Genomic DNA, 22171 nt, shown 5'->3' on the forward strand with positions numbered 1-22171 from the left:
GGTGGACCATGTCGTACTCGACGCTACAAATGGAGCGCCTCGACAAGGGAATTGTCTGGGTCTCCATCGACAATCCGCCAGCCAATGCGATTTCCGACGCGCTCGTGGACGATCTCGACCGACTCCTTACGGAGCTCGAGGCGGATCAATCAGCGCGCGTGTTGGTCATCGGATCGAACCATCCGAAAAACTTCGTGGCGGGCGCTGACCTGAAAATGATGACGCAGAATGCGAGCAAGTTCGCCGGACAGGGTGGGGCCATTCGCGATGCGGCGAGCCGCATGCAGCACGTGTTCGATCGCATCGCCAAGTTTCCGCGTCCCGTGGTTGCCGCGATCCACGGCCATGCGCTGGGCGGCGGCTGCGAACTGGCGCTCGCCTGCGACTTCCGCTTCATGAGCGGCGGGACCATCGGCCTGACGGAGGTGTCGCTCGGGCTCATCCCGGGCGCGGGGGGCACGCAGCGCATGACGCTCCTCCTCGGGCGCGCCAAGGCGGCGGAACTCATCTTCTTTGCCAAGCGCCTGTCGAAAGAGGAGGCTGAGGCCATCGGTCTCATTACGAAAGCCGTCGAACCCGACAGGCTCCGCGAGGAGGTCCTCGCGTTCGCGCAGGATCTGAGCGAGCGGGCGGTCTTTGCGATGGGCCTCGCCAAGCAGGCGATGGACGCCGCGTTGCCCATCGACGGCGGGCTGCGCGTGGAGGCAGAGAATTTCGAGCGGACGTTCAGCACAGGTGAGCCGCTTGAAGGCATCGCCGCGTTTCTGCAGAAGCGGCCGGCGAAGTTTCTGAAGGACACTGCGGCCAAAGCATGAGCTGTGGGGGGATGGAAGATGTCGTCTTGGAATGAACTGTTGAAGGGCAAGGTCGCTGTCGTCACCGGCGCTTCGCGCGGGCTCGGGCGCGCCGACGCGCTGGCCCTCGCCGAGGCTGGAGCGGATGTCGTGATCACCGACATCCTGATTGAAAGCGACGAGTCAAGCGCGCAGGCGGCCAAACAGTACGGCCCGCTCGCGCAGGTGATGCAGAGCACCAAGGTGGTCTATGCCGAAAAGACGGCGGAAGAGATCCGGCAGATGGGCCGGAGGTCGTTTGCCATCAAGATGGATGTCACGGACAGGGACCAGGTCCGCGACGTGTTGGCGCGCATCAAGGAGGAGTTTGGCCGGATCGACATCCTGGTCAACAACGCGGGCACGCTCGATCACGTCTCGCAGATCGAGAACCAGCGCGACGATCTCTGGGAGCGCGACTTGCGCGTGAATCTCACGGGGACCTACAACTGCACGAAGGCTGTCTGGCCGTACATGAAGGAGCAGGGATGGGGCCGCATCATCAACATGTCGTCCATTGTCGGCATTCAGGGCGGATTCGGCCAGGCGAGCTACGCGGTCACCAAAGGCGGGATCTTGAGCTTCACCAAGAGCATGGCGCTCGAAGGGGCAAGGCACGGGATCACGGTGAACGCCATCGTGCCGGGCATCATCAACACGGAGGCGTTCAAGATGGGCAACAAACAGATGAACGAACGGATGATCCAACGGACCGCGTTCCGCAAGCCCGGGGATCCCGAAGACGTGGCCAACGCCATCGTATTCCTGTGTTCGGACAAGGCGAAGTATATCACGGGTGTCGGGCTGCCGGTTTGCGGCGGGATCGACCTGTTCACGTTCTGACCGGATGACGAATAGGGTCAGACGACCAGAGGAGGTGCGCGCGTGCAGCGCGAAGTGGTAATTGTCGATGCCATCCGGACGCCCATTGGCCGCAAGAACGGGAGCTTGTCGTCCGTCCATCCGGTCGATCTTCTCGCACCCCTGCTGAAGGCCTTGGTGGAGCGAAACGGGCTCGACCCGATGGAAATCGAGGACGTGGTGACGGGCTGCGTCACGATGATCGGCGAACAAGGCGGCAACATTGGGCGCATGGCGGTCTTGGCGGCGGGTCTGCCGGTGGAGGTGCCTTCGTTCTCGCTGAATCGCATGTGCGGATCGAGCCAGCAGGCGATTCACAACGCGGCGCAGGCGATTCTCGCGGGGGACATGGACGTGGCCATCGCATGCGGCGTCGAGAGCATGAGCCGCGTTCCGATGGGGACGGATCTTGGCAAATTCTCGACGGCGCTCACCAAGCGATTTCAAATCGTCCCGCAGGGCTTCTCCGCGGAGATGATCGCCGACAAGTGGAAGATCAGCCGCGAGGAGATGGATCAGTTTTCGCTTGAGAGCCACCAGAAGGCGGCGAAGGCGGAGGATGCGGGCCTGTTCGACCGAGAGCGGGTGCCGGTGGCGAATGTGGGGCCCGAGAAGGTGACGGTGGCGCAAGACGAGGGCATCCGGCGGGACACGTCGCTGGAGAAGTTGGCTGGGCTCAAGCCGTCGTTTCGCCCGGACGGGCGCGTGACGGCGGGGAACGCGAGCCAGATCTCTGACGGCGCGGCGGCCGTGCTCCTGATGTCGGGCGAAAAGGCGGAGAAGCTCGGCCTGAGACCGCGGGCGCGCATCCTGTCGCGCGTGGTCGTGGGCGTCGACCCGGTCATCATGTTGACGGGCGTGATCCCCGCGACAAGGAAGGCGCTCGATCGCGCCGGGCTCAAGCTGGAGGACATGGACGTCATTGAGATCAACGAGGCATTCGCGTCGGTGGTGCTCGCGTGGAAGCGAGAGATTGAGCCCGATATGACCAAGGTCAATCCGCGCGGCGGCGCGATTGCGCTGGGCCATCCGCTCGGCGCAAGCGGCGCGCGCATCATGACGACGCTCCTGCACGAGCTGGAAGACACGGGCGGGCGTTACGGCCTGCAGCTGATGTGCATCGGATTTGGCATGGCAACCGGTACGGTGATTGAGCGGCTGTGAGAACAGCCGCTCCCTTGTTTCAGGGATGTAACTTGCAAGGAACGAGGGGTGCAAACCGGGACCAGGTCGGCGTACCATGTCCCTTACCTCCACAAGTGTGGGAATCCTCTGGATTCTCCGATTTTCAAAAAGAGAGGAAGGGTGGCTATGAAAAAGGCGTGGCAAGTGGCGCTTGGAACGGCCATGGGTGCGGCGGTGCTGGGTGTTGGGGGACACACGGCGTTTGCCGCCACACAATCTTCAGGAGGCTCGCAGGGCGGGCTCCTAGGTCTCAATCTCAACGTCGGCGGAAGTGATGGGTTGGGCGTCCATCTCAATTTGCTGCCGTCTTCGTCCGACAGTTCCACACCTGGAACGGGCGGACTTCTGAGCGTTGGGATCTCCCTTGGTTCGAGTCACGAAACTTCTTCGCAATCGTCGTCGGGGTCCGGGGCGACGGGATCGGGGACGACGGGATCGGGCGCAGCGGGCTCGGCCTCGACCGGATCCGCGACCAGCGGCACCTCGGCCAGCAGCGGCACGGGCAGCTCGGTCGGCAGCGGTGCGACGGGTTCGTCTCCGCAGGCGGTGTCGATCGACCTCAGCCTGCTCGCCTCGGGAGGCCAGGCTCAGGCGTCAGGCCCAGTAGGGATCTCGCTGAACGCGCTCTCGTCGGGAGGCACGTCGTCGTCGACGAGTCCCGTCGGGATCGCCGTGAATGCACTGTCGTCTGGCGGCCAGGCGACAAGTGACAAGGGGCTCTTGGGGACCTCGCTGAATGTGCTGTCGTCGGGCGGCAGCGCGAGTGGGAGCGGCGCGGTGGGCGCCGGGGTGAACCTGGGGTCGTCGGGTGGCAGCGCGAGCGGGAGCGGCGCGGTGGGCGCCGGGGTGAACCTGGGGTCGTCGGGTGGCAGCGCGAGCGGGAGCGGCGCGGTGGGCGCCGGGGTGAACCTGGGGTCGTCGGGTGGCAGCGCGAGCGGGAGCGGCGCGGTGGGCGCCGGGGTGAACCTGGGGTCGTCGGGTGGCAGCGCGAGCGGGAGCGGCGCGGTGGGCGCCGGGGTGAACCTGGGGTCGTCGGGTGGCAGCGCGAGCGGGAGCGGCGCGGCGGGCGCCGGGGTGAACCTGGGATCCTCGGGCGGCAGCGCGAGCGGGAGCGGCGCGGTAGGCGCCGGAGTGAACCTGGGGTCGTCGGGTGGCAGCGTGTCGGCTACGGGCTCGCTTGGCGGGATCGCCGTGAACGCGTTTGGGGGCGCGGGTAGCAGCACAGGTGGCACAGGTGGCACAGGTGGCACAGGTGGCACAGGTGGCACAGGTGGCACAGGTGGCACAGGTGGCACAGGTGGCACAGGTGGCACAGGTGGCACGGGTAGCGCGGGCAGCACGGGCAGCACGGGCAGCACGGGCAGCACGGGCAGCACGGGCACCACGGGTCCCGGGCACATCATCGTGTCGGCGCGCCTCCCGCAGCAGCCGTCGGGGCTTCTTCCGCAGACATCCACCCGGTTGCCGCTCTGGATCGCGCTGGGGCTCTTGCTCTTCGCCGTCGGCGGCGGAGCTACGGTGCCGGTCTGGCGGCTGACGCGGCGCTGGCTGGTGTAATCCATGGTGACGCGCGCGAAGCGACGGCTCGCCCTCCTGGCGCGGGCCGTCCCTTTGGCCCTCGCAGTCGCCGGTGCAGCCATCGCAGCCGATGCAGGCTGGGCGTACCTTTGGGAGACGGTTTGGGTCAATGACAGGCCGCTTCCTATCTATACGCCGCCGACCACGAGACCTGCAGGCGCGTCTCCACCCCTGTGGCTACCTTTGCCCAAAGATGGCGAGAAGATCGGCGAGCTCGTCTTTCCCGCGCAGCACGTGCGCGTACCGGTGGTGCAGGGGGACTCCTGGGCCGATCTCGCCCTTGGCGCTGGGCACGATCCGGCTTCAGCCCTTCCCGGCCAGCCGGGCAATGTGTACGTGGCGGGCCACCGCGACACGGTGTTCCGCGTTCTTCGCCTCCTCCGCGCGGGCGATCTCGTCGAGTTCGAGTCGCCTTATGGCACCTTCTCGTACCGGGTGACCTGGACGCAAATCGTGCCGCCGACCGACACCGCGGTCGAGCGGCAGACGCGCCTAGACACGCTGACCCTCCAGACTTGCTGGCCCTTCGACTATTTTGGGTTCGCGCCGCTGCGCTACATCGTCCACACGCGTTTTCTAGGTGGCCCGTCTCCGCCCTTCATGGCATGAGGGCCCCCTCAAGTTGGGGGGAAGGCTGAGAATTCCCCCGTTTCTCGGGATATAGACAGACGATTTCGGATTGTATACTCCAAGAAAACGCGGGTCGCAGAGCACGAAGGTGTTTCCGGTGCGAGAGGGATTCGCGCGGGAGCCATGGCGACATGCAGGGGGTGAGCCTATGGCGGTAGCGTTAGATGTGGAAGAGAGGAATGAGCTGGCCAAGGCGCGTCGGCTCATTGAGCGAGAACGCCGCAAAATCACGCCGAGCAGGCGTCAACGCGACGTGGTGAAAGCGCTTGTAAAGCATGGCGTGCTGCACGTGCTCCGGGATCGCAGCCGGGACGAGGAAGCGAAGCAGCGCCTGCTTGGCCAACGGCTCAGGGCTGCGTTTGAGGAGTTAGGCCCAACGTTTATCAAGTTGGGGCAGGTCATCATGACGCGCCAGGAGCTTTTGCCCGAAGCGGTGACGGCGGAGCTGGCCTATCTGCTCGATAGCGTGCCCCCGCTCCCGTTTCACTATATGATGGCCGTCTTGGAAGAGGAGATTCCCAACTGGACGGAAGTGTTCCGCTGGATTGATCCGAATCCGCTGGGCTCCGCCTCCCTCGCACAGGTGTATCGCGCTCAGCTGGCGGATGGACGGATGGCGGCCGTAAAAATTGTCCGCCCCCTGGTCGACAAGCTCTTCCAGGTGGACATCGGCAACGTGCGCAAACTCGTGCGCCGCATTCAGAAGCTGCTCCCGCCACAACTCGAAGTCTCCATTGACTTGCATGGCATCATTGAGGACTACTACAGCAGCACGATGAACGAGCTCGATCTCCGGCGCGAAGCCGAGATCATGGAAGAGCAGCGCAGCATGGTGGAGGAGTTCGAGACCCTCTACATCCCCGAGGTGTATCACGTCACTCCGCGTGTCTTGGTCATGGAGTTCATCGACGGGTGGAATCTCAAGGATTTCCCCGTGGACTTCTACACGTTTGAGGAGCGCCTCGAGCGCATGACGGACCTCGCGCACTACTACGTGAAAGCGTTTGTGGAGGGCAATTATCACGCGGATCCGCACGCCTCGAACCTCATGGTCGACAAAAAGACCAAGCGCATCGCCATCCTCGACTGGGGGCTCGTCGGGCGCATGGACGCGGCGCATACAGAGGCCATCTTCCGCATGCTGATGCACGTGCGCGTCAATCAGCAGGAGGATGCCATCGAGGCGTTGCTCGACATCTACGAGCCCACGCGTTACACCGACCTGGTGAGGTTGCGCGACCAGCTTCGGTCCCTCTTGATTCACTACACCAACAGCACACAGGCGAGCGTGTACAACTGGGGCAATCTGTTGCTCAGCACCATTGTCATCGCGGCCAAAAACTACTGCCGCATCCCGAACGGCCTGGCCCTATGGACCAAGGGCTTCTCGGCAGCCGAGGGCACTGCGCGCTGGCTTTGCCCCGAGATCTCGTACCACCAGCTGGTCGAGATCGCCGATGTGCAGATCCTCAGGCGCTGGATGATGCGCCGCTTCAATTACCACACCAATGCCAGCTTCGCAGCGGAATTCGCCAAGCTGACCGCGACCTTGCCGAGGCGGCTCAACAAGATCCTCGAGCACTTCGAATGGAACGACTTTCGCGTCAATCTGGACGCCCAGCTGTCCCATCAGGCCGTTCGCACCGTGCACCGAGTCGTCAACAAGCTGCTCTTGGCCCTGATGTCCGGGACGTTTTTCCTCGGCGGCGCGCTGTTGTTGGCCTTTGCGGATACGCGGCCGGTGGCGCGCGGGGGCATTGTCGATCTCGGCTGGGGCGCCGTGGCCGCGAGCGTGGCGCTGGGGATCTCGGCGCTCTGGAGCACGGTTCGGTCTAAGAAACGAATCTGAGCGTTTGCGGAGGGATGTGTATGGCGGTGCAGTTTCAATCCAAACGCGCCATCGCCGCGCCGGCCGATGGGCAGGATGGCGCCGCGCGCGACGCGCAGGAGCGGCTGACGATGGAGCGGCGCATCGAGGCGTTCTACCGCCAGTCAGGCGGGCCGAACAACCCGGAGATTCCGAAGATCCTCGAGAAGCACCTTTTGTACGGGCGCGATCACGGCCCAAAAGGCAAGCGCGAGACCCTTGAAGACGCGTTGCGCGACATGATCGCCAAGGACTATTCCAATCAGATTCTGTTCAAGTGGTTCATGCAGGCGCGGATGGAGCGGCAGAAGAAGGCACAGGCGGAGCAGGCCGAGATGGCCCGCATTCGCGCTGAGCTGGAAGCGCTGAAACAAGAGGTTCGGTCCCTGCGCGCGCTGATGGAAGCGCATGTGGCCCACGGGCGTGCGGAGGCGCCGGGCGAGCCGGAGGTGGAGTCCAGGTGGTCATGACAGGTGTGAAGCTGCCAGAGTACGGGATGTTCATTGACGGGAAGTACACGCCTGCGGAAAGCGGCGAGATGTTCGAGGTGGTGAATCCGGCCACGGGTCAGCCGTGCGCGCGCGTGGCCAAGTCGGATGCGCGGGACGTCGATCGCGCCGTGCGAAGTGCTCGCCGCGCCTTTGAGTCCGGCGAGTGGTCGCGCGCCAAGCCGCACGAGCGCGCCCAGGTACTGCTTCGTTTCGCGGACGAGATCGTCGCGCATGCACAGGAAATTGCGTTCCTCGAGATTCTGACGTCCGGCGCGACGGTGCGGCGCGTCGCGAACGCCGACTTGCTCCTGATTGTCGACCTTTTGCAGCAGACGGCGCGCTTTGCGCAGGAGTATGAATACGCGAAGACGCTTCCTCTGCGGCCGTTCCCACAGCCGAGCCACAACCAGGTCTGGCGGGAGCCGGTCGGGGTTTGTGCCGGGATCACGGCGTGGAACTATCCGCTCATCCTCGCCATGTGGAAGCTCGCGCCGGCGCTTGCGATGGGCAACTCCATTGTGCTGAAGCCGGCATCCAACACGCCGCTTTCGACGCTGAAACTCGCCGAGCTGGCGGCGAAGGCGGGGCTGCCGAGTGGCGTGTTCAATGTCGTCACAGGGCCGGGATCGTCCGTCGGCGAGGCGCTTGTCCAACACCCCGAGGTCGACAAAATCGCCTTCACTGGGTCGACCGAGGTGGGCAAGCGGATCATGCAGCTCGCCGCCCAGGGCGTAAAGCGCGTGACGCTGGAGCTCGGCGGCAAGTCGCCGGCCATCGTCCTGCCGGATGCGGACCTGGACCTCGCCATCCCAGGCATTCTCTTTGGCGTCTTCCTGCACGCCGGGCAGGTCTGCGAATGCGGCACGCGCGTCATCGTGCACGAGGACATCTACGACGAAGTCGTCGAGCGCCTGGCCGACATGGCTTCGCGCATCAAGCTTGGCAATCCGCTCGACGAGAGCGTGGGCATGGGGCCCATCATTTCGGCGTCGCAGATGCAGACCATCCTCGGGTACATCGAGGCCGGCAAGGCCGAGGGCGCGCGCCTGGTCTGCGGAGGCGAGCGCGCCACCGGGGCGGGCCTCGACGCCGGCTACTTCATCCAGCCGACCATCTTCGCCGATGTCGATAACCGCATGAAGATTGCGCAGGAGGAGATCTTCGGGCCCGTCCTCGCGGTGATGAAGGCGAAGGACGTCGACGAGGCGGTTCGGCTCGCCAACGACACCGTGTACGGCCTCGCCGGCGGTGTATGGACGCGTGATCTCAACCAGGCCTATCGCATCGCCCGCGAGATTCGAGCCGGGACCATCTGGGTGAACGACTGGCACATGTTCCGCAGCGACGCGCCGTTTGGCGGCTACAAGATGAGCGGGTTCGGGCGCGAGATCGGGCCGTATGCGCTCGACGAATACACCCAGCTCAAGCACGTGCACGCGTCGTTTGTGCACGAACTCGACAACCGCCACTGGTATTCCATCGTGTTGCCCGGCAACGCGTGACGCGATCGACTTCTGCGAGGGGATGACGCACATGCCGTACATTCGATCCGGCTTTCAGTTCATGGCGCGCACGACCATCACAAACGGCGTCGGTTCGCGCGTCTTCTTGCCTGAAACGGTGCGCGGGCTCGGCGGCAAGCGAGCCTTCATCGTGACCGATCCAGGCCTCGTGCGGGCGGGCCTTTTGGACAAGATCCTCGAACTGTTTGATTTGGTGCCCACCTCCGTCGCCATTGCGGGCGTGTTCGATCGCGTGGAGCAGGACGCGAAAGCGCACATCATCAACGAGGCCGCGCGCGCGTACCGCGAGTGCGCCGCGGACAGCCTCATCGCCCTCGGCGGCGGCAGCGTGCTCGACACGGTGAAGGGCATCAAGTGGATGGTCAGCCGCGGGCTCACCGACATTCGCCCGGCCCTCATCGGCAATGTGCTCGAGATGTGGCCGGAGGCGCAGCCCATCTTCATCCCGCACGTGGCGCTGCCCACCACGGCCGGAACCGGTGCCGAGGCTTCGCCCATCGCCGTGGTGTTCCACGACGATCTCGGCGTGAAGGTGAACCTCATCAACCCGTTCATCAACGCCGACATCGCGATTCTCGATCCCGAGCTGACGGTCGGCCTGCCGCCGAGCATCACCGCCTTCACGGGCTTTGATGCGCTCACACACGCCGTCGAAGGGTACTTTTCGCCGCAGGCCAATCCGTTCACCGACGCCTACGCCATCCAGTCGGCCCGCATGATCTTCGACAATCTGCCCAAGGCCGTCGCCAACGGGCAGGACCTCACCGCGCGCGCCAACATGCTCATGGCGAGCACCATGGCCATCACGAGCTTTAGCCTCGCCCTGAATGCCATTCCCGTGCACAACATGGCGCATGCCTTCGGGGCCAAATTCGGGATCCCGCACGGTCTTGCGAACGCCGTCCTGCTTCCCAACGTGATGGCCGCCATGCCCGCGTTCTACCGCCCCCGCATCCGCGAGTTCATGGCCGCCATCGGCATGGAAGCGCCGGCCGATCCCGACGCGGCCCTCGAGGCGTTTATCGCCCGTGTCCGCGACTTGCGCGCCCAAGTGGGCCTGCCCGCCACGTTCGCCGAGTATCAACTTGACAAGCGCCAGCTCGGGAAGATGGTCGACGCCGTGCACGCCGATCCGTCCGGCGTGGTTTACCGCCTGCCGGACGCCATCATCCAGCGCGTGACGCGAGAGGTGGCGAGCTGACGGAGGGTGCGGACCATGTGGCGCATGGTCTTCCATGGGAGCGGGCGATCCGCCGGACATTCCCGGCGCGATCGCCCGCTCTATGTGCAAATAGGGTGTGCTTGGAGGTCACGGGCGGCGCCTGAACGATGCGTCACCTACGGGAGGAAAGGAACTCGAAAAAGATTCTTCCAATCCCCGTCAGAAATATGCTAGAATGTGGTGAAAAGGCCAGCAAATTCGACAAAGGGGGTTCCGATGGTGAGAAAAACACTATTGGGGGGAGCGCTGTGCGCGCTTGCCGTCGCGTCGGCGGCGGCTGCGCCGACAAAGCTTGAAGCTTCTTCGGTGGAGACCAAGGGGGCGTTTGTGGAAGCCTTGTTGCAAGCGGCTTCCGTCAAACCGGATGCGACGGGCAGGTCGCCCTACGCGGACGTGCCGACCGGGTCTCCGCTCTGGGGCTACGTGCACAAGGCTTTGGAACTGGGAGTCGTCAAGCCGGATGCCAAGCGGACGTTTGGCGCCCGCGATGCGTTGACGGCTGCGCAGGCGGCTGAGATGACTGTAGCGGTGTATCACATGGATTTGGGAGCCACCTCGCCGTTCCAATGGGCAAAATCTCAGGGTCTCCTCTCTCAACAGGGCGTTCTCACGACGGCGGATGCGGCGCACCTCATTGCAGGACTGAAGAGTCTTTTGCGCACGCTGGCGGAGATCCCTGGCTCCTGGTCTCTGCCTGCAGATAAGCGCGCCGAGCTCTTGCGGGCGATGACGAACAGCGCGAAAGCACCATATATTCAGTTGCAAGAGAACATGGCGGAGATGTACAAAACAAAATGGAGTTCATCGGCACAGAAGGCATCTGCCGAAGCCGAGCTCAATCAGCTCTTGCAGTCCATGAGCATGCAACTGACCCTGTCTGCGCAGCAGATGCACGTCGGATCGCACACATACGCGGTGGTCCAGGAGAACGTCTCGTCGATGGCGGGCCGCCACACGGTTCAGGTCGTGAATGACGATGGCGCGTTTTACGAGCAGCAGGACGGATCGGGCTGGAAGATTATTCAGTCAAAGTTCGCGGACAGTCAGGTCATGTCGCTCGCCTCGGGCATCTTGACGCATGTGACTTGGGCCGGGCGCCAGGGCAGCTTCGACGTGTTTCGTTCACAAATCAATCCCGCTGCCATGCTTCAGCTGATTTCCGAGCTCGGACTCGGAAAGGGAGACCCGAGCAAAGCGCTGCTTCATGCCACGGGTGACATCACGTTGACCATCGACAACTCGTCTGGGGCGCCACGCATCGCGGAGATGAAAATTCTCTACTCCGTGCCCCTTATGGCTGCGGACCTAGCGAGTACCTTTGGTTCGACGCATCTTCCCTTAAGCGAGATCGATATCCAAGTCTCGGGGGACGATGTGTATCACTATCAAACTCTCGTGCCGACCTTGCCGCAGGGCTTGAACTTGTCCAATTGGCCCACTGCGGCAAGTGGCGGGACAGGCTCCACGACGACCGGGAATACGACCGGGAATACGACCGGGAATACGACCGGGAATACGACCGGGAATACGACCGGGAATACGACCGGGAATACGACCGGGAATACGACCGGGAATGCAACCGGGAATGCAACCGGGAATGCAACCGGGAATGCAACCGGGAATGCAACCGGGAATGCAACCGGGAATGCAACCGGGAATGCAACCGGGAATGCAACCGGGAATGCAACCGGGAATGCAACCGGGAATGCAACCGGGAATGCAACCGCATAAGCACTCGGGGCCGCGCGTTACCGGCGCGGCCCCGCCTTCTCTTACAAACCCTCGTGCTCACCCGCCGCCTTCTGTCGCCACGCGCCTCCTCCTGCGCTTCTTGCCATTGCGCCTCTCCCCAGAAACCGCTATCATGAGATGTGTAGTTCTCATTTGAACTCGGATTTCATATTCGTAAACAACGGGGGTGAGTCGCGTGGATTTTACGCTGCCATCGGAGCTTGAGGAGATGCGGCGGACGATTCGCGACTTCGTGGAGCACGAGGTCGAACCGCTCGCCATGCAGATTGAGGAAGAGGATCGTGTGCCGGATCACATTCTGGACAAGTCGAAGGAACTCGGCCTGTTTGGGCTCAGCATCCCTGAAGAGTACGGCGGAATCGGCCTGGATATGCTCGGAAAGTGCGCGATTTACGAAGAGCTCGGCAAGACCATCAATGGGTACACCACCATCATTGGCGCGCACAACGGCATTGGCTCCGTCGGCATCGTTGAGTTTGGCACCAAGGCCCAGAAGGAAAAGTACCTGCCGCGCATGGCCACCGGCGAGTGGATCGGCGCGTTTGCCTTGACCGAGCCGCAGGCCGGATCGAACGCGGCTGCCATCAAGACGACGGCCGTCAAGAAGGGCGACCGCTACATTGTGAACGGGCAGAAAATTTACATCACCAACGCGCCGTATGCGCACGTGTTCACGGTGATGGCGGTCACGGATCCGTCCAAGGGGCCGAAGGGCATCACCTCGTTCATTGTCCAACGCGACTTCCCCGGGTTCCGCGTGGGTCACGTCGAGAAGAAGATGGGGCTGCACGGCTCGCACACCGCGCAGATTTTCTTCGAGGACATGGAGGTGCCGGAGGAAAACGTCCTGGGCCGCGAAGGCGAGGGCTACGTGAACGCGCTAAAGATTCTGGCCAACGGCCGGGCTGGACTCGCGGCGCGGTGCCTTGGGTCATGCGAGTACCTGCTTGAGAAATCGCTCGCGTTTGCCCACGAGCGCGTGCAGTTTGGGAAGCCCATCTTCGAGCAGCAGATCATTCAACACTATCTCGCCGAGATGGCGCTTGAAATTGAGCTGTTGCGCACCTTTGTCTATCGGGTGGCTTGGATGACGGATCAGAAGATGAACGTCATCAAGGAGGCCGCGATGCTGAAGCTCTATGGCTCGGAAGTGTATAACCGCGTGGCCGATAAGGCGGTGCAGATCCACGGAGGCCTCGGATTCATCGCGGAGTATCCCATCGAGCGGTTTTACCGCGATGCGCGGATCACCCGGATTTACGAGGGGACGTCGGAAATCCAGAAGAACATCATCGCGGCGCAGTTGCACAAGGAGTACGAGCGCACGAAGGCAGATGCGTGATCGCACGGCCGAAATTCTATTTCACCTATGAAAAAATCGTAGCAAAGCGCAGACCTGCTGTGATAGGATGAGGTTGTGCGGAACGACTGAACGTTGGTTCTATTCCGAAGATTGGTGAGCTCTTCCTGCGGGCGCGTGGTAGCGCTTACGCGGGGGTTGCCAAGACGTGGAGAGGAGCATGTGACATGGGGAAGTTGGATGGACAAGTTGCCATTGTGACGGGTGCAGCCCGCGGCATTGGTGCGGCGACGGCGAAGCGCCTGGCCGCCGATGGCGCGAAGGTGGCGGTGTTTGATATTCGAGAGGAACTGACGAAGGACACGGTCGAGGCTATTCGCCAAGCGGGGGGCGAGGCCGTGGGCGTGGGCTGTGACGTGACGAAGGCGGACGACGTGGAGCGCGCCATCGAGTCGGTGGTGCAAAAGTGGGGACGGCTCGACATTCTCGTCAACAACGCGGGCGTCATCCGCGACAACCTGCTCTTCAAGATGACGGAAGACGATTGGGATACGGTCATGAACGTGCATCTGAAGGGCGCGTTCCTGTGCAGCCGCGCGGCGCAGAAATACATGGTGCAGCAGAAGTCTGGCAAGATCATCAACCTCTCGAGCACGTCCGCGCTCGGCAACCGAGGCCAGGCCAACTACGCCGCTGCGAAGGCCGGCATTCAAGGGTTCACGCGCACGCTCGCCATCGAGCTCGGGCCTTTCGGCATCCGCGTGAATGCGGTGGCGCCGGGCTTCATCGAGACGGACATGACACGGGCGACGGCGGAGCGCGTGGGCGTGGACTATGAGGCGTTCAAGCAGGCCGCTTCCCAGCAGATTGCCCTGCGCCGCACGGGCAAGCCGGAGGATGTGGCGAACGTCATCGCGTTCTTCGCGAGCGACGACTCCGCCTATGTGTCCGGCCAGGTCATCTACATCGACGGATGTCGCCATCGCTGAGGCAAAGGGCCGATCGCGCCCGTAAAGCGCGTTCGGCCGTGCGAATTTCGAGGAGGAGGCTCGCGCATGGGCGTGTTTGACTTGTTCCGGCTCGACGAAAAGGTGGCCATTGTCACGGGCGGTGGCCGCGGGCTTGGCCAACAGATTGCCGAGGCCTATGCGGAGGCTGGCGCGCGCGTCGTCCTCTGCTCCAGGCGCGTCGAGAATTGCGAGGACGTGGCGCGGGAGATCTGCGAGGCGGGCGGGGAGGCGGTGGCGCTTCCGCTCGACGTGACCGATGAAGCGTCCATTCAGGCGCTCGTCGACGAGGTGGCCGCTCGGTTCGGCCGGATCGACATCCTGGTCAACAACTCCGGCACGTCGTGGGGGGCGCCCGCGCTCGACATGCCGTACGACGCCTGGATGAAGGTCATCCAGACCAATCTGACGGGCGCGTTCCTGATGTCGCAGCGCGTCGCGCGGCACATGAAGGACCAGGGCGGCGGCAAGATCGTCAACATCGCATCGGTCGCGGGGCTTCGCGGATCGCCGCCGGAGGTGCTCGACGCGGTGGGCTACGCGGCCTCGAAAGGCGGCCTCATCGCCATGACGCGCGATCTCGCCGTGAAATGGGCGCGCTATCGCATCTATGTGAACGCCATCGCGCCCGGCTTTTTCCCGACCAAGATGACGAAGGTCGTGTTGGAGCGCGGGGGTAACCTGATTCAACTCCGCACGCCCCTTGGCCGGTATGGCGGCGAGCACGACCTGAAGGGTGCGGCCCTGTTCTTTGCCTCTGCGGCGTCCGATTACGTGACGGGTCAGGTGTTGGCCGTCGACGGCGGCACGACGGCGATGTGATGACCGCTTCGGCGTGAAGGAGAGATGCGTGTGGACTTCTCGTACTCCGAGAAAGTGGTGGCGCTGAAGCGCAAGCTCGAGCAGTTCATGGAAGAAGTCGTCTACCCGGGCGAGCGCACGTACTACGAGCAGCTCGCGTCGCAACCGAACCGCTGGATGGTCCCCCCCATCATGGAGGAGATGAAGGCGAAGGCCAAGGCAGCGGGGCTGTGGAACCTGTTCCTTCCGGACAGCGAGTACGGCGCGGGGCTCACCAACCTCGAGTACGCGCCGCTCGCCGAGGTGATGGGCCGCTCGCCCATCGCGCCCGAGGTGTTCAACTGCAACGCGCCCGACACGGGCAACATGGAGGTGCTCGTCCGCTACGGCTCGCCCGAGCAGAAGGAAAAGTGGCTGAAGCCGCTCCTCGCCGGCGAGATCCGGTCCTGCTTCTCGATGACCGAGCCGGAGGTGGCGTCCTCCGATGCCACCAACATCTCCGCGAGCATTGTGCGGGACGGCGACGAGTACGTGGTCAACGCACACAAGTGGTGGTCGTCCGGCGCTGGCGATCCGCGCTGCAAGTTCGCCATCGTGATGGGCAAGACGAACCCCGACGCGCCGCGGCACGAGCAGCAGTCCATGATCATCGTGCCTCTCGATGCGCCAGGCGTGAAAATCGTGCGCACGCTGAACGTGTTTGGCTACGACGACGCGCCGCACGGGCACGCCGAGATCGTGTTCGACAACGTCCGCGTGCCGAAGGAAAACCTCATCTGGGGCGAGGGCAAGGGATTCGCCATCGCGCAAGGACGTCTGGGGCCCGGGCGGATCCACCACTGCATGCGGCAGATCGGCATGGCCGAGCGCGCGCTCGAGCTCATGGTGGAGCGCGTCAAGGACCGGGTCGCGTTTGGTCGGCCTCTGGCCGAGCAGGGCGTCATTCGCGAGTGGATCGCCGAATCGCGCATGGAGATCGAACAGGCGCGGCTGCTCGTGTTCAAAGCCGCGTACATGATGGACACCGTCGGCAACAAGGCGGCGCAAAAGGAGATCGCGATGATCAAGGTCGTGGCGCCCAACGTGGCGCAGCGCGTGATCGATCGCGCCATTCAGGCGTTTGGCGCGGCGGGCGTCAGCCAGGACACGCCGCTCGCTTACATGTGGACGCAGGCGCGCGTCATCCGCATCGCCGATGGCCCGGACGAGGTCCACAAGCGCCAGGTGGCGCGGCTCGAATTGGCACAGGGGGACGAGCGGCCGCGATAAGCGGCCTCGGCCCAAAGAGAACGAGACCCGCGAAGGGAGTCGATGGCGATGATGAACTACCCGCTTTTGCTCAAGTCGCCGCTGTACCGGGCCAAGACCATCTTCCCGGAGAAGGAGATTGTGTCGCGCGGCTACAACGGCGTGTTTCGCTACACGTACCGGGACTTGTACGATCGCGTCTGCCGGCTCGCGAACGCGCTCGATCGCGTGCTCGGCGTGAAAGCGCTTGAACACGTCGGATCGTTCGCGTGGAACCACCACCGGCATTTGGAACTCTACTACGCCGTGCCGTGCTCGCAGCGCGTGTTGCACACGGTCAACATTCGCCTGTTTCCGGAGCAAATCGCCTACGTCATCAACCACGCCGAGGACAAGGTGCTGTTTGTCGACGAGGACCTCCTGCCGCTCATTGAGGCGGTGGCGCCGAAGCTCACCACGGTGCAGGCGTACGTCGTCATGACGGACAACGAACAGTTGCCGGAGACCAAGCTTCCGAATGTATATCACTACGAGGAACTGATTCGCCAGGGCGATCCGCACTTCGACTTCCCGACGTTTGACGAAAACACGCCGGCGCTCATCAGCTACACCTCGGCCACCACGGGCAATCCGAAAGGCGTCGTCTACTCGCACCGCGGGCTTTACCTCCACTGTCTGACGGTGCTCGTGGACGAACTCGGCACGCGCGAAGCGGATGTGACCATGCCCGTCGTGCCGATGTTCCACGTGAACGCTTGGGGACGCCCGTACGCAGATACCTGGATCGGCGCGAAACAGGTGTATCCGGGCCCGCGGCCGACCGCGAAAGATCTCGCGGACCTCATCCATCAGGAGCGCGTGACGTATTCGGCGGGTGTTCCGACCATTTGGATGGGCATCCTCAACCACGTCCGCCAGCACCCGGGCGAGTACGACTTCTCCTGCGTCCGCTTCTTCATGTCGGGCGGATCGGCCCTTCCCGCCGCGCTCAGCGAGGCGTACGAGAAGGAGCTCGGCGTGAAGCTGTATCAGGGCTACGGCCAGACGGAGACGAGCCCGGTGACGTTTGTCTCCTTCCCGAAGACGAACCTGAAAAACCTCCCGGACGAGGAGAAGTATCGCCTGCGCGCCAAGACGGGGCTCATCCTGCCGGGCCTCGAGATGAAGATCGTCAACGAGAAGGGCGAAGAGGTCGCTCACGACGGCAAAGAGATGGGCGAGCTCTTGCTCAAGGGGCCGTGGATCATCGACGGCTATTACAAAGATCCTGAGAAGACGAAGGAGTCGTTCACGCCCGACGGCTGGTTCCGCACGGGCGACATCGCGACGCTCGACGAGAACGGCTATCTGCAGATCGTCGATCGCGTCAAGGACCTCGTCAAGTCGGGCGGCGAGTGGATCTCCTCGGTCGACCTCGAGAACGCCCTGATGGCGCATCCCGCCGTGATGGAGGCGGCCGTGATCGCCATCCCCCACGAGAAGTGGCAGGAGCGCCCGCTCGCGTGCGTGGTGCTGCGCGAGGAGTACCGGGGCAAGGTCACGAAGGACGACCTGCAGGCCCACCTGTCGAAGCTCGTGGCCAAGTGGTGGCTGCCCGACGACTACGTGTTCGTCGAAGAGATTCCGAAGACGAGCGTCGGCAAGTTCTCGAAGAAGACGCTGCGCGAGCAGTACGATCAAGGCCAGCTCGTGTCGTTGTACTGAGCGTTGGCGGAGGAGATGAATCATGGAACTCGCGGACTTTGAGCGATTGCTCGGCGTTTGGTCGAAGCCGGTCAAAAACGAGGTGGAGAAGGGCGCCATTCGCAAGTTTGCGGACGCGATTGGCGACCCCAATCCCCTCTATCACGACGAAGCGTATGCGGCAAAGAGCCGGTACGGCCGCCTGGTGGCTCCGCCCACGTTCAGTCGCACCTTCGACTACGGCACCATTCCCGGCCTGGAGATGCCCACCGAGGGCCTGATTCACGGGGAGATGTCGTACAAGTACCACAAGCCCATCCTCGCGGGCGATGTGCTCTACGCGAGCTTCGCGCTGACGGACGTGAAGGAGCGGTCTGGCAAGCTCGGCCGCATGATCCTGCTCGTCTTCACGTACAAGGTGGAGAACGAGGCGGGCGATCTCGTCCAGGAGGCCAAATCCACGGTGATCTACCGGCCGGAAGGGGGCGGAGCGAAGTGACGGCAAAGCGTTACCAGCCGGGTAACCACCTGACGGCGCTCGTCAAGCCGCCCGTGACGAAAATTCAGCTCGTCAAGTACTCCGGGGCGTCGGGAGATTTCAATCCCATTCACACCGTCGAGGAGTTCGCGAAGGAAGCCGGCCTTGGCGGCGTGATCGCGCATGGCATGCTGACCATGGGCTTTGTGGCCCAGATGCTGACGGACGAGATCGGCGAAGAGGGCGATCTCCTCTCGTTTGGGGTGCGATTCGTTGACATGGTGCGGCCGGGTGATATCATCACCTGTGACGGCGTCGTCCAAGACGTGAAAGAGGAAGAAGGCTATCAGGTGGTGACGTGTGACGTGTGGGCGCAAAAGGCGCCAGGTGACGTCCGCGTCGTCCAGGGTACGGCGACGTTCCGCAAACCGCTCGCCTGATGGCGGTCCGATACTACTACGCGGAATGAGGGTGTCCGTTGGACTACCAAGTGCCATCCGTCGCGCTGGCGGCGCGCGTGTTGAAGCTGCTGAGCCGCCATAAATATCGGCAATCGACGCTGACCGAAATCGCCGAACGGCTCGGGGTCAATAAGACGACTTGCCTGCGGGTGTTGCGCACGCTCGAGCGAGAGGACTTCGTGTCGTACGATCCCCAGTCGCGCCGCTACAGCCTGGGCCCCTATCTCATCCCGCTCGGGGCCCGGGCGGCCGATTTGAACGACGTGTACGCACACGCCTTGGCCGAGCTCCACCAGGTGGCCGCGGAGACCGCCATGACGGCCGTCTTGGTCAAGCGGCTGCGCGACGATCGCGTCATTTACATCGGTTCGGCCGAGCCGCCGGGCGACGGCGTGCGCATCGCGGTGTCCGTGGGACAACAGTTTCCGGTCTACGGCGCGGCGTTTGGCCGTTGTTTTCTCGCGTATGACGACGAGTCCACGTGGCGTCGAGTGCTGCGCGAGGGGCTCAAGGTGTACACCCCCAACAGCGCCATCGACGAGGAGGCGTACGTCGGCCAGCTGAAGCAAGTGCGCGAGCAGGGCTACGCCGTGTCTCATGGCGAGCTGTGGCCAGGCATTTCAGCTGTGGCCGTGCCGGTCTTTAACCAGCAGAATAAGGTGGATCTCGTCCTCTCGTGCCTCACCATGACGTCGGTCGTGCAGGAGGCCGACATCGAACGCGCGGTGAAGGCGCTCAAGGCAAGCGCCGCGAAGGTGTCCGCGTGGAGTGGGTACCAGGGGCGCGCCTGACGGCTTCACGCCACAAGTGAAGCGGCGCGCCCCCTCTGGCGCGAGCGGGCCGACCGACATGCTTGAACGAGCTTGAGCCCGCGCGCAACCCATGGCCAGCTTTGTGGAAACCCAGCTGGCCGGCACCTTCAGCCCCCTGCCCCCGTGTCGATATGCCTCTGAAGGTCTTCAATCACCCCGCGCGGCAGGCCCGTGGCTCGCTCGACCAGGTCGCAGGGTATGCCCGCTGCGAGCAGATTGCGCGCCGCTTTGCGAAGTCCCAGTTCGGTCCCCAGTTCCACTCCCTTCTCCATGCCCTTTTCCAAGCCTTGCGCGATGCCCTTTTCCAAGCCCTGCGCCAGGCCTTGTTCCAAGCCTTGTGCCATACCTTTTTCCAAGCCTTCTTTCAGGCCTTCCTGAAATCCTTCTAAGCGGCCCTCTTTGCGGCCGTCCTCAAAGATTTCATCGATGAGGCGGTACATCCTGCGCAACTCCTTTCGCAAGCGAATTCGCTCTTCGTCCGACAGCGCTTGGTCTCCAAGGGTCAAAAGCGCACTCACAACCAGCTCTCGCTCCTCTTCGTCCTGAACCTGCCCAACGAGCGACAAGACGCGGTCAAACGCCTGCTGCGGATTTCCGAGGCGCATGTTCAGCGCCAAGGCCAATCGCAGCCGATCACGCGCTTCCCAGCGCCCTTCGCGCAGGTGTCGCTCAACCTCGTTCAGGGCCTCATCCCCGTCGACCTCGGCCAAAAACACGTTTTCCACGCGATATTGAGCCGTGCCGATGTTCAATTCGCTCGGCGCGGACCCAATGCTCGCGTGGTAGAGAATGACGGTCCGGATGGGGCAGCGCATCCGGTTCGCGAGGCGCGCGTCGTATTCGAGAAACCGATGCAACGTGGGCTCCCGAGTCGCCTGAAACTCCAGATGAAACAATTGCCCGTCCCTGGTTCGCCACACGCGGTCCATCCTCAGCACATTGGCAGGCAATTCAGTCTCCACAGATTCCACAAGTTCTACACCGTACACACCTAAGGCGTCGAGCGCGCCGCCCGACAGGGAACGCGTCAGTGCTTTCATCAACGCATCCTGGTTCGACATCGCGCGTCTCCTTTCTTCTAGTATACGGAAGTGACCCCAAGCCAACAACGGAGGCTCGTGTGCGAACATATGTTCGATGAAGGTGCCTTCAATTCCTGCTTGAGAAGGCTCGTCGGGGTCCGCGCGCGAACCATCTCGTAGACGCAAACAAAAAAGCACCCGCCGTTGCGGGTGCTGGTGTCTCGCGTTTTTCAGCTGTCGTGCGCTCAGCCGATCTCGGCGCGGGCATGCGACACCAAGGCCCGGATGCCATCGCCGAAGCGAGCAAAGCGCGCATCCGAGGTCTTGCCCATCTTGTAGCGCACGTAAATCTGTTGCAAGATCACAGCGAGCTTGAACACGCCAAAGACGTAGTAGAACTTGAGGTCGTGCACGGATCGCCCAGTCGCCTCGGCGTACCGCTCGGCCATCTCCTGGCGCGAGTAGAAGCCTTCGAGCACGGTGACGGACGGGAACAGGGACTGCAGCGCAGGCGGATCGGAAGGCTCCGTCCAGTAGCTCAGCATCACGCCGAGATCGAGCAGCGGGTCTCCGACAGTCGCCATCTCCCAGTCGACGATGCCGACGATGTCCCGGTACGAGGGCTCGGCAAACAGCATGTTGTTCAACTTGAAGTCGTTGTGGATGACGGTCACGTCGCGGGAGTCGGGGACGTTTCCGCTGATCCACGCCATCACGACGTCGGCGTCGGGCACCTCCTCGTCGGTCCGCGAGCGGTGAAACCGTTCGATCCAGCCGTCGACCTGGCGGCGAAGGAACCCTTCGGGCTTGCCGAACTGCACGAGGCCGGACGCCTCGGGGTCGACGGCGTGAAGCTCTGCGAGCGCCTGGATGGCGCGCTCGGAGATGGCCCGCCCGATGTCGGGTGTATACGCGAAACCCTCAGGAAACGACGCGTCGAGCGGGACGCCTGGGCGGTATTCCATGACGAAAAAAGGGACGCCAAGGACGCTTGGATCACCGCAGTAGGCGTAAGGCCTTGGCGCCTTCGGAAAGTGGGGATGCAGTCTCGCCAAGATGGCCGACTCGCGCCCCATGTCGTGTGCGCGCGGAGGCAGCGGGCCGTGCGGAGGGCGGCGCAGAACGGCGACAAATTCGCCACTCTGGATGAGGTAGGTGAGATTGGAGGCTCCGGTCGGAAACTGAACGGCGCACAAATCCGGAGCGTCTTCAGGTAACACTCCCTCGCGCACGAGGTAGTCGCGCAGATGCTGCCAATCCAGCTGATCTTCTTCGCGAACCGGCATGACGCCGGAGACGGTGCGGATGTCCATGGGTGAATCCTCCAGACGATGCTCGACACTGGGCCCCACGAGGCTTGCGCGCGGCGCCGGCGGACAGGTGGCAGAAATTTAACCGATGAAATACAATTTCTATT

20 protein-coding genes are annotated in these 22171 nt (G+C 63.3%); 18 read left to right on the forward strand and 2 right to left on the reverse strand.

Annotated features, from left to right (window positions below; all coding sequences use genetic code 11):
* The first annotated feature begins 8 nt into the window (after positions 1 to 8).
* The 18 genes from BW934_RS07545 (at position 9) to BW934_RS07630 (ending at position 19711) form a co-directional block, all read left to right on the forward strand.
* A complete protein-coding gene (locus tag BW934_RS07545; RefSeq protein ID WP_076346692.1) occupies positions 9 to 815 on the forward strand; it encodes an enoyl-CoA hydratase/isomerase family protein in 807 nt (268 codons plus the stop codon).
* 18 nt (positions 816 to 833) lie between these two features.
* Positions 834 to 1676, forward strand: coding sequence for an SDR family NAD(P)-dependent oxidoreductase (locus BW934_RS07550; RefSeq protein WP_076346694.1), 843 nt, complete (start codon positions 834 to 836; stop codon positions 1674 to 1676).
* 42 nt (positions 1677 to 1718) lie between these two features.
* Complete coding sequence (locus BW934_RS07555; protein WP_076346696.1) at positions 1719 to 2858, forward strand: thiolase family protein; 1140 nt, start codon at positions 1719 to 1721, stop codon at positions 2856 to 2858.
* A gap of 147 nt (positions 2859 to 3005) precedes the next feature.
* Positions 3006 to 4436, forward strand: coding sequence for a hypothetical protein (locus BW934_RS07560; RefSeq protein ID WP_076346698.1), 1431 nt, complete (start codon positions 3006 to 3008; stop codon positions 4434 to 4436).
* Positions 4437 to 4442: 6 nt separating this feature from the next.
* Positions 4443 to 5066, forward strand: coding sequence for a class D sortase (locus tag BW934_RS07565; RefSeq protein ID WP_234969676.1), 624 nt, complete (start codon positions 4443 to 4445; stop codon positions 5064 to 5066).
* A gap of 169 nt (positions 5067 to 5235) precedes the next feature.
* Positions 5236 to 6936 (forward strand): ABC1 kinase family protein, encoded by a 1701-nt coding sequence (locus BW934_RS07570; RefSeq protein ID WP_076346702.1) that lies wholly within the window; start codon positions 5236 to 5238, stop codon positions 6934 to 6936.
* A gap of 20 nt (positions 6937 to 6956) precedes the next feature.
* The gene (locus BW934_RS07575) at positions 6957 to 7424 is read left to right on the forward strand and encodes a hypothetical protein (protein WP_076346704.1); all 468 of its coding nucleotides are present in this window, start codon (positions 6957 to 6959) and stop codon (positions 7422 to 7424) included.
* Positions 7421 to 8947 carry an aldehyde dehydrogenase family protein gene (locus tag BW934_RS07580; RefSeq protein ID WP_076346840.1) on the forward strand — a complete coding sequence of 509 codons (1527 nt, stop codon included), beginning with the start codon at positions 7421 to 7423 and terminating at the stop codon, positions 8945 to 8947. The genes BW934_RS07575 and BW934_RS07580 overlap by 4 nt, the downstream gene beginning before the upstream one ends.
* A gap of 31 nt (positions 8948 to 8978) precedes the next feature.
* Positions 8979 to 10169, forward strand: coding sequence for an iron-containing alcohol dehydrogenase (locus BW934_RS07585; RefSeq protein WP_076346706.1), 1191 nt, complete (start codon positions 8979 to 8981; stop codon positions 10167 to 10169).
* 240 nt (positions 10170 to 10409) lie between these two features.
* Positions 10410 to 11921, forward strand: a complete 1512-nt coding sequence (locus BW934_RS07590) for an S-layer homology domain-containing protein (protein WP_159437301.1) — start codon at positions 10410 to 10412, stop codon at positions 11919 to 11921.
* Between the two features lie 196 nt (positions 11922 to 12117).
* A complete protein-coding gene (locus BW934_RS07595) occupies positions 12118 to 13284 on the forward strand; it encodes an acyl-CoA dehydrogenase family protein (protein WP_076346710.1) in 1167 nt (388 codons plus the stop codon).
* Between the two features lie 185 nt (positions 13285 to 13469).
* Entirely contained in the window at positions 13470 to 14231 is a 762-nt protein-coding gene (locus tag BW934_RS07600; protein ID WP_076346712.1) for a beta-ketoacyl-ACP reductase, read from the forward strand.
* 66 nt (positions 14232 to 14297) lie between these two features.
* Positions 14298 to 15071 (forward strand): SDR family oxidoreductase, encoded by a 774-nt coding sequence (locus tag BW934_RS07605; protein ID WP_076346714.1) that lies wholly within the window; start codon positions 14298 to 14300, stop codon positions 15069 to 15071.
* 30 nt (positions 15072 to 15101) lie between these two features.
* A complete protein-coding gene (locus BW934_RS07610; protein ID WP_076346716.1) occupies positions 15102 to 16319 on the forward strand; it encodes an acyl-CoA dehydrogenase family protein in 1218 nt (405 codons plus the stop codon).
* A gap of 48 nt (positions 16320 to 16367) precedes the next feature.
* A complete protein-coding gene (locus tag BW934_RS07615) occupies positions 16368 to 18002 on the forward strand; it encodes a long-chain fatty acid--CoA ligase (RefSeq protein ID WP_076346718.1) in 1635 nt (544 codons plus the stop codon).
* 22 nt (positions 18003 to 18024) lie between these two features.
* Entirely contained in the window at positions 18025 to 18480 is a 456-nt protein-coding gene (locus BW934_RS07620) for a MaoC family dehydratase N-terminal domain-containing protein (protein ID WP_076346720.1), read from the forward strand.
* The gene (locus BW934_RS07625; protein ID WP_076346722.1) at positions 18477 to 18899 is read left to right on the forward strand and encodes a MaoC/PaaZ C-terminal domain-containing protein; all 423 of its coding nucleotides are present in this window, start codon (positions 18477 to 18479) and stop codon (positions 18897 to 18899) included. The genes BW934_RS07620 and BW934_RS07625 overlap by 4 nt, the downstream gene beginning before the upstream one ends.
* A gap of 38 nt (positions 18900 to 18937) precedes the next feature.
* Positions 18938 to 19711 (forward strand): IclR family transcriptional regulator, encoded by a 774-nt coding sequence (locus BW934_RS07630; protein ID WP_076346724.1) that lies wholly within the window; start codon positions 18938 to 18940, stop codon positions 19709 to 19711.
* A 128-nt stretch (positions 19712 to 19839) separates the two neighbouring features.
* Here the strand turns inward: BW934_RS07630 and BW934_RS07635 are convergent, their stop codons facing one another.
* Both BW934_RS07635 and BW934_RS07640 read right to left on the reverse strand, forming a co-directional pair.
* Positions 19840 to 20793: an RpnC/YadD family protein gene (locus BW934_RS07635; RefSeq protein ID WP_076346726.1), complete on the reverse strand. Its 954-nt coding sequence runs from the start codon at positions 20791 to 20793 to the stop codon at positions 19840 to 19842.
* 206 nt (positions 20794 to 20999) lie between these two features.
* Entirely contained in the window at positions 21000 to 22067 is a 1068-nt protein-coding gene (locus tag BW934_RS07640) for a phosphotransferase family protein (protein WP_076346728.1), read from the reverse strand.
* Between the last annotated feature and the right edge of the window lie 104 nt (positions 22068 to 22171).

The sequence above is a fragment of the Alicyclobacillus vulcanalis genome (genome assembly GCF_900156755.1).
Classification (GTDB): domain Bacteria; phylum Bacillota; class Bacilli; order Alicyclobacillales; family Alicyclobacillaceae; genus Alicyclobacillus; species Alicyclobacillus vulcanalis.

Bases quoted from the DNA above. Each gene is read 5' to 3' on its own strand.
- BW934_RS07600 (WP_076346712.1), top strand. From the start codon at position 13,470: ATGGGGAAGTTGGATGGACAAGTTGCCATTGTGACGGGTGCAGCCCGC.
- BW934_RS07560 (WP_076346698.1), top strand. From the start codon at position 3,006: ATGAAAAAGGCGTGGCAAGTGGCGCTTGGAACGGCCATGGGTGCGGCG.
- BW934_RS07640 (WP_076346728.1), bottom strand. From the start codon at position 22,067: ATGGACATCCGCACCGTCTCCGGCGTCATGCCGGTTCGCGAAGAAGAT.
- BW934_RS07605 (WP_076346714.1), top strand. From the start codon at position 14,298: ATGGGCGTGTTTGACTTGTTCCGGCTCGACGAAAAGGTGGCCATTGTC.
- BW934_RS07620 (WP_076346720.1), top strand. From the start codon at position 18,025: ATGGAACTCGCGGACTTTGAGCGATTGCTCGGCGTTTGGTCGAAGCCG.
- BW934_RS07570 (WP_076346702.1), top strand. From the start codon at position 5,236: ATGGCGGTAGCGTTAGATGTGGAAGAGAGGAATGAGCTGGCCAAGGCG.
- BW934_RS07580 (WP_076346840.1), top strand. From the start codon at position 7,421: ATGACAGGTGTGAAGCTGCCAGAGTACGGGATGTTCATTGACGGGAAG.
- BW934_RS07545 (WP_076346692.1), top strand. From the start codon at position 9: ATGTCGTACTCGACGCTACAAATGGAGCGCCTCGACAAGGGAATTGTC.
- BW934_RS07635 (WP_076346726.1), bottom strand. From the start codon at position 20,793: ATGTCGAACCAGGATGCGTTGATGAAAGCACTGACGCGTTCCCTGTCG.
- BW934_RS07550 (WP_076346694.1), top strand. From the start codon at position 834: ATGTCGTCTTGGAATGAACTGTTGAAGGGCAAGGTCGCTGTCGTCACC.
- BW934_RS07575 (WP_076346704.1), top strand. From the start codon at position 6,957: ATGGCGGTGCAGTTTCAATCCAAACGCGCCATCGCCGCGCCGGCCGAT.
- BW934_RS07615 (WP_076346718.1), top strand. From the start codon at position 16,368: ATGATGAACTACCCGCTTTTGCTCAAGTCGCCGCTGTACCGGGCCAAG.
- BW934_RS07585 (WP_076346706.1), top strand. From the start codon at position 8,979: ATGCCGTACATTCGATCCGGCTTTCAGTTCATGGCGCGCACGACCATC.